The organism is Bacillota bacterium (assembly GCA_023511835.1).
In the GTDB taxonomy this organism is placed as follows: domain Bacteria; phylum Bacillota; class Sulfobacillia; order JAIMAT01; family JAIMAT01; genus JAIMAT01.
Map to the genome: position 1 here is coordinate 1 of JAIMAT010000092.1, position 7,079 is coordinate 7,079.

Consider the following 7,079-nt stretch of genomic DNA (forward strand, 5'->3'; position numbering starts at 1 on the left):
GCGCCTCGAGCCTCCTGTGCCACCGCTCCAGCTCCGCGCGGAGCGGCGCCGCCAGGCGGGCGCGCCGCCGTTCCAGCTCGAGCGCCCTGAGTCGCTCGCCCGCGGCCCGCGCCAGCGCGGCCGCGACGCTGGGCGCCGGGCGAAGCGGCAGGCGGCCCGGGGGAAGGTCGCCGGGCACCACGGCCACCGCCTCGACGGCGGCGCCCCACTCCAGCGTGGCCGGCTGCCAGCGCCCCTCCTCCGCCGCCTCCAGCATCGCGGCCGCGCTCCGCGCCAGACGGGAGAGCTCGTGTCGCGAGGCGGGCAGCCGCTCTGCACCGCCCAGTCCGGCCGCCTCCAGGGCGAGACGCGCGTGCGCCGGTCCCATGCCGGCGACGGCGGCGGCCAGGGCGCGCTCGGCGCCCCGGCCTCCCCCCGCCGCCTCCGCCAGGCGCGCGAGGCGCGCCTCCAGGGCCGCCAGCCCCTCTCCCGGCTGCCAGCGGCCCTCCCGCGGCGGGGGCGGCGGCAGGTAGGCCAGCCCCGGCAGCACGGGGCGGAGCGGGTTTTGATCGGGGCCGGCGCGGCGCAGTGCGTCGACGATGCGCCCGCCCTCCTCCAGGAGCAGCAGGTTGGAGCGCGGCCCCATCAGCTCCGCCACCAGCTCGTGGCGGACGGGATCGCCCAGCGCGTTCCGCCCCAGGAAGCGGAAGCGCAGGAGGCGCTCCCAGCCCGGCTGCTCCACCCCCTCCAGGCGCGCCCCCTCCAGCCGGCGCCGCAGCTGGACCAGCAGGAAGCCTCCCCCCTCGCCGTCCGCCGCCGCCGGCTCCTCGGGCGGGTCGAGGAGGATGCCGTCGGCGGCCGGTTCGAGCGCGACCTCCAGCCGGTGGACCCGCCCACCCGGCAGGCGGAAGCGGAGTCGGAAGAGGCGCTCCGCCGGCGCCAGGATCCTCTCCAGGCGGGCGCCGGCCAGCTCCCCGGCCAGCTCGGCGGCCAGGGCGCGCAAGAGCATGCCGTCCGGCAGCGGCCTCCCTCCCTTCGTCTCCACCGGGGGAAGATACCATAGGCGCCGGGGGTGAGAGGGTGGCCGGGCGCTTCGCGGACGGCGAGGAGGAGGGACTCCGGGCCCGGGCGGAGCTGGCGCGTCAGGCGGCGGCGGAGGCGGGGGCGATCCTCCTGGAGGGGCTGGGCGCGGTCCACCGCGTGGAGGTGAAGAGCTCGCCGGCCGACCTGGTCAGCGAGGTGGACCGGGCGGCGGAGGAAGCCATCCGCTCCCGCGTGCGCGCCCGCTTCCCCGGCGACGCCTTCCTCGGCGAGGAGGGAGGCGCGGCCGGCGCGGAGGGGGCGGGACCGCCCTGGAGGCGGGGCTGGTGCTGGATCGTCGATCCCCTGGACGGGACCAACAACTACCTGCACGGCATCCCCTTCTTCGCCGTCTCGCTGGCCATCCTGGAGGAGGGGCGACCGCGCTACGGTCTCACCCTGGACCCGGTACGGGGGGAGCTCTTCGAGGCGTGGGCCGGGGGCGGCGCGCGACTGGGCGGGAGGCCGCTCCGCGTGAGCGCGGTCGACGAGATGGCCTTCGCCCTGGTGGCCACCGGCTTCCCCTTCGACCGGCGCGGCCACCGGCGCAACCTGGACCGGCTGGCCCTGGTGGCGGACCGCGTCCAGAACGTCCGCACGCTCGGCTCGGCGGCCCTGGCCCTGGCCTACGTGGCCGCCGGCCGGCTCGAGGGCTTCTGGGAGCTCCACCTCGCCCCCTGGGACCTGGCGGCCGGGGCGCTTCTGGTGACGGAGGCGGGCGGCCGCGTCAGCGGTGCCGACGGCGAGCCCTTCCGCCTGGAGGGCGGCACGGTGCTGGCCGCCACCCCGGAGATCCACCGCCGCCTGGCCCGGCTCTTCGCCGAGGCCGGTCTACGCCCGTCCCAGGAGACATAGCCCTGGGACGGAGGTTGAGCGATGCGGACGGAGAGCCTACCGAGCCAGGCGGCCCGGACCGCCTGGCACGCCAGGCCGCTGGCGGATGTGCTGGCGGCCTGGGGCAGCGATCCGGAACGGGGGCTGAGCGAGGCCGAGGCGGCGGAGCGCCTCGGCCGCTTCGGCCCCAACCGGCTGCCCGAAGGGCGCCCCCCCTCCTGGTGGCGGATCTTTTTCGCCCAGTTCCAGGACTTCATGGTGCTCCTGCTGCTTGCCGCCACCGGCGTCTCGCTCCTCCTGGGCGAGACCTCCGACGCCCTCGTCATCCTGGCCATCCTCCTGCTCAACGCGCTGCTGGGCACCTACCAGGAAGCGCGCGCCGAGCGTTCCCTGGCGCTGCTCAAGGCGCTCACCGCACCCCAGGCGCGCGTGCTGCGCGACGGGCGGGAGCGGCTCGTCGCCGCGGAGCAGGTGGTCCCCGGCGACCTGCTCCTGCTGGAGGCGGGCGATCGCGTCGGCGCCGACGCTCGGCTCGTCGAGGCGGCGGCGCTGGAGGCGGACGAGTCCATGCTCACCGGCGAGAGCCACCCCGTGGCCAAACGGGCGGCCGACGGCCTCGCCGTCGACGTGCTGCCGGGCGAGCGGAGCAACATGGTCTACCAGGGAACGGTCCTCACCCGGGGCCGCGGGCGCGCGGTGGTCGTAGCCACCGGGCTGGCCACCGAGATGGGCGCCATCGCCGGCCTGATGAGCGAGTCGGGTCCGGCGCAGACGCCGCTGGAGGAGCGGCTCGACCGCCTCGGCCGCTGGATCGTGGCCGCCTGCCTCTCCGTCGCCGCGGCCACCACGCTGCTGGGCATCGCCCGCGGCTACGCGCCCTACGAGATGTTCCTGGCCGGCGTGGGACTGGCCGTGGCCGCCATCCCGGAGGGGCTGCCGGCGGTGGTCACCATCACCCTGGCGGTGGGCGTGCAGCGCATGATCCGGCGCAACGCCGTCGTCCGCCACCTCCCCGCCGTGGAGACGCTGGGCACGGCCACCGTCATCTGCAGCGACAAGACGGGCACCCTGACGCGCAACGAGATGAGCGTGCGCGAGGTCCGCTGGCCCGGCGGGAGCTGCCTGGTGGAGGGCGTCGGCTACGATCCGGCGCCCGCCGCCGCACGCCTGCGCCTGGAGGGCCGCGGCGGCGAGGGCGCGCTCCGGCGCCTGGCGCTGGCGGGCCTCCTGGCCAGCGACGCGCGACTCGCCCGGGGACCGGGCGGCTGGACGGTGGAGGGCGACCCCACGGAGGGCGCGCTGGTGGCGCTGGCCGGCCGGGCCGGACTCGACCCCGAGGGGAGCCGCCGGCTCTGGAGCCGCCTGGCCGAGCTGCCCTTCGAGGCCGAGCGGCGGGCCATGAGCGCTCTCGTCCGCCGGCCGGCGGGAGGCGGGCCGGAGGCATGGCCGGCGCCGCCGGGCCATGCGGCGGGGGAGGCGGTCCTGGTGGTCAAGGGGGCGCCGGACCGCCTCCTGGAGGCTTCGCTCCACGTCCTGGAGGGGGAGCGTCCCCGGCCCCTGACGGAACCGCTCCGCGAGCGCTTCGCCCGCGAGGCGGACGAGATGGCGGCGCGGGCGCTGCGGGTGCTGGCGCTGGCCTACCGGCCGGCGGTGGCCGCCCGGGAGGTGCGGCCGGAGGACGAGAGCGGGCTGGTCTTCCTGGGTCTGGTGGGGATGATCGACCCGCCGCGTCCCGAGTCGGTGCCGGCGGTGGCCGAGTGCCGCGAGGCGGGCATCCGGGTGACCATGATCACCGGCGACCACCCGGCGACGGCGCTGGCCGTGGCGCGCGAGGTGGGGATCGCCGAGAGCCCGGAGCAGGTGGTTCTGGGCCGGGAGCTGGAGCTCCTGACGGAGCGGCAGCTGGAGCGCCGCCTCCGCGAGGCGCGCGTCTTCGCCCGGGTCAGCCCGGCGCACAAGCTGCGCATCGTCCGGGCCCTGCAGCGGCAGGGCGAGGTGGTGGCCATGACGGGTGACGGCGTCAACGACGCCCCCGCCGTCCGCCAGGCCGACATCGGCGTCGCCATGGGCCGCTCGGGCACGGAGGTGACGCGGGAGGCGGCCGACCTGGTGCTGGCCGACGACGACTTCGCCACCATCGTGGCCGCCGTGCGCGAAGGGCGGGCCATCTACGACAACGTGCGGCGCTCGGTCCGCTACCTCCTGGCCTGCAACACCGGAGAGCTGCTGGCCATGTTCGGCGGCACCCTCCTGGCGCTGCCGCTGCCGCTGACGGCCGCTCAGATCCTCTTCGTCAACCTGGTGACGGACGGCCTGCCCGCCGTCGCCCTCAGCCTTGAGCCGCCGGAGGGCGACGTGATGCGGCGCCCGCCCAGGCCGCCGCGCGAGAGCCTCTTCGCGCGGGGGCTGGGCCGGAAGGTGCTGGAGCGCGGCCTCTTCATCGGGCTGGCCACGCTGGCCGTCTTCGCCGCCGCCTGGTGGCAGCACCGCGACCTGGCGCTCGCCCGGACGCTGGCCACGGCCACGCTGGTCCTCACCCAGCTGATCCATGCCGTCGAGGTGCGGACCGAGGAGAAGCCCTTCTGGGAGGCCGGAGTGGCCAGCAACCCGGCGCTGTGGGCCGGCGTCGCCTCCTCCTTCGCGGCGCTCCTCCTGGTCGTCTACCTGCCCTGGGCGGCGCGCGCCTTCGGCATGGTGGCGCCGCCGCCGCGGGCCTGGCTGCCGGTCCTGCTGGCCTGCCTGGCCGCGCTGCTGCTGGCGGTGGTCGACCACCTGGGGCGGCGCGGTGGCCGCCGGCGGGAGCCGGCCTTTCACCGGCCGGCGGGCGTTGGGCTAAGATAAGAAGCATCCCATGCACGGCGGGGGCGGGCGAGTCGCGGTGCGTTTCATCAAGATGCACGGCCTGGGCAACGACTACGTCTACGTCGACGCCATCGCCGGCGGGAAGGGGCCGGCCGCCGAGCCGGAGCTGGCCGGCTGGCCCGACGAGCGGCTCCGCCGCCTCGCCGTGGCCGTCTCCGACCGCCACCTGGGCGTGGGCGGCGACGGGTTGATCCTCATGCTGCGCGGCGAGCAGGCGCCCTTCCGCATGCGCATCTTCAACGCCGACGGCAGCGAGGGCGAGATGTGTGGCAACGGCATCCGCTGCGTGGCCAAGTACCTGGTGGACGAGGGCTACGCAGACGGCGGCGAGCTGCCCATCGAGACGCGGGCCGGCCTCATCCGCACGGAGGTGCTCGGGGGCGACCGCCGCATCCGCCAGGTGCGCGTCGACATGGGGCCGCCCCGGTCGGTGGGCGATCCGCTGGAGCTGGAGGCGGCGGGCGGGCGCTGGCGCTGCCGGCCCGTCTCCATGGGCAATCCCCACGCGGTCGTCTTCGTCGACGACCCCGGCGCCGTCGACCTGGCGGTGGTGGGGCCGGCCCTGGAGCACCATCGGGCCTTCCCGGGCCGGACCAACGTGGAGTTCGTCCGCGTGGCGGCCCCCGACCGGCTCGAGGTGCGGGTCTGGGAGCGGGGTTCGGGCGCCACGCTGGCCTGCGGCACCGGCGCCTGCGCCAGCGCCGTGGCCGCCGCGGTGGAGGGCCGGGCGGGGCGGAGGCTGGCCGTCGACCTGCCGGGGGGCCGCCTGGAGGTGGAGTGGGCCGCCGACGGTCGCGTCTGGATGACGGGGCCGGCCGAGGAAGTCTTCCGCGGCGAGTATCCCATCCCGTTCTGAAGCGAGGTCGAAGCCATTGCCCAAGGTCGCCTCACGACTGGAGCGGACGCCGCCCTACCTCTTCGCGGAACTGGACCGCCAGCGCCGGGAGGCGGTGGCGCGGGGCGTGGACGTCATCGACTTGGGGATCGGCGATCCGGTCGACCCGACGCCGGCGCGGGTGGTCGAGCGCCTCGCCGAGGCGGCCCGGGACCCCGCCACCCACCGCTATCCCAGCTACGAGGGGTCGCTCCGCTTCCGCCAGGCGGTGGCGGGCTGGTACCGGCGTCGTTTCGGCGTGGAGCTGGAGCCCGAGCGCCAGGTGATGGCGCTGATCGGCTCCAAGGAAGGCCTGGCCCACCTGATCTGGGCCTACGCGGGGCCGGGCGACGTGGTGTTGGTGCCCGACCCGGCCTACCCCGTCTACCGGATCCAGACGCTCCTGGCCGGCGCCGAGCCCTGGCCGCTGCCGCTGGAGCGTGAGCGGGGCTTCCTGCCCGACCTGGGGGCGGTGCCGGAGGAGGTGGCCCGGCGGGCCAAGCTGCTCTTTCTGAACTACCCCAACAACCCCACCGCGGCCGTGGCCGGACTGGACTTCTGGCGGAAGGCGGTGGAGTGGGCGCGGCGCCACGACGTGCTGCTGGTCTCGGACGCCGCCTATGTGGAGAACACCTTCGACGGCTTCCGGGCGCCCAGCGTCCTCGAGGTGGACGGCGCGGCCGAGTGCGCCGTCGAGTTCTACTCGCTCTCCAAGCCCTTCAACATGACAGGCTGGCGGATCGCCGCCGCCGTGGGCCGGGCGGAGGCGCTGGCAGCGCTGGGCCGCGTCAAGACCAACCTGGACTCCGGCCCCTTCACCGCCGTCCAGGAGGCGGCCGTGGCCGCGCTGGAGGAGGTGGGCGAGCCCTTCGTCCGGCGGATGAACGAGATCTACCGGCGCCGGCGCGACCGGGCGCTGGAGGGCCTGGCGCGGGCGGGCTTGGAGGCGGTGCCGAGCCGCGGAACCTTCTACCTCTGGGTGCCCACGCCCGCGGGCGAGACGGCGGCCGCCTTCGCCGCCCGCCTCTTCCGGGAGACGGGCGTGATGGTGGCGCCGGGGAGCGCCTACGGCGAGCACGGCGAGGGATACTTCCGCATCTCGCTCACGGTTCCCGACGCGCGCCTGGAGGAGGCCATGCGCCGGATCGAGGCGGGTTTCCGGGCATGAGCGGGCCGGTCTACCTCGACCACGCCGCCACCTCCCCGGTCCGCCCGGAGGCGGTGGAGGCCGTGCGGCGGATGCTGGAGGAGGCCTGGGGCAACCCTTCCTCCGCGCACCGCAAGGGTCTGGAAGCCGAGCAGGCGGTGGAGGAGGCGCGCCGCGCGCTGGCGGCGCTGCTCGAGGCGGAGCCGCGCGAGATCGTCTTCACCTCCGGCGCCACCGAGGCCGACAACCTGGCGCTGCTGGGCGGGGCCGCCGCCCGGCGCGGCTGGGGGCGGCGCATCCTGG

General features: G+C 76.3%; 6 protein-coding genes. 5 read left to right on the forward strand and 1 reads right to left on the reverse strand.

Going from position 1 to position 7,079, the window contains the following annotated elements; translation table 11 throughout:
* On the reverse strand, window positions 1-1,024 hold a 1,024-nt coding region (locus tag K6U79_10235; protein MCL6522729.1), incomplete at its 3' end, for an NFACT family protein.
* An 89-nt stretch (window positions 1,025-1,113) separates the two neighbouring features.
* On the opposite strand from K6U79_10235, the gene K6U79_10240 reads away from it, so the two are divergent.
* The 5 genes from K6U79_10240 to K6U79_10260 form a co-directional block, all read left to right on the forward strand.
* The gene (locus tag K6U79_10240) at window positions 1,114-1,914 is read left to right on the forward strand and encodes an inositol monophosphatase (protein ID MCL6522730.1); all 801 of its coding nucleotides are present in this window, start codon (window positions 1,114-1,116) and stop codon (window positions 1,912-1,914) included.
* Between the two features lie 21 nt (window positions 1,915-1,935).
* Window positions 1,936-4,734, forward strand: a complete 2,799-nt coding sequence (locus tag K6U79_10245; GenBank protein MCL6522731.1) for a cation-translocating P-type ATPase — start codon at window positions 1,936-1,938, stop codon at window positions 4,732-4,734.
* Window positions 4,735-4,771: 37 nt separating this feature from the next.
* Window positions 4,772-5,611 carry a diaminopimelate epimerase gene (gene dapF / locus K6U79_10250; protein MCL6522732.1) on the forward strand — a complete coding sequence of 280 codons (840 nt, stop codon included), beginning with the start codon at window positions 4,772-4,774 and terminating at the stop codon, window positions 5,609-5,611.
* 16 nt (window positions 5,612-5,627) lie between these two features.
* Window positions 5,628-6,797, forward strand: coding sequence for an LL-diaminopimelate aminotransferase (locus K6U79_10255; protein ID MCL6522733.1), 1,170 nt, complete (start codon window positions 5,628-5,630; stop codon window positions 6,795-6,797).
* Window positions 6,794-7,079, forward strand: a 286-nt coding sequence (locus K6U79_10260; GenBank protein ID MCL6522734.1) for an aminotransferase class V-fold PLP-dependent enzyme, incomplete at its 3' end; no start/stop codon positions are given. The genes K6U79_10255 and K6U79_10260, both read left to right, overlap by 4 nt.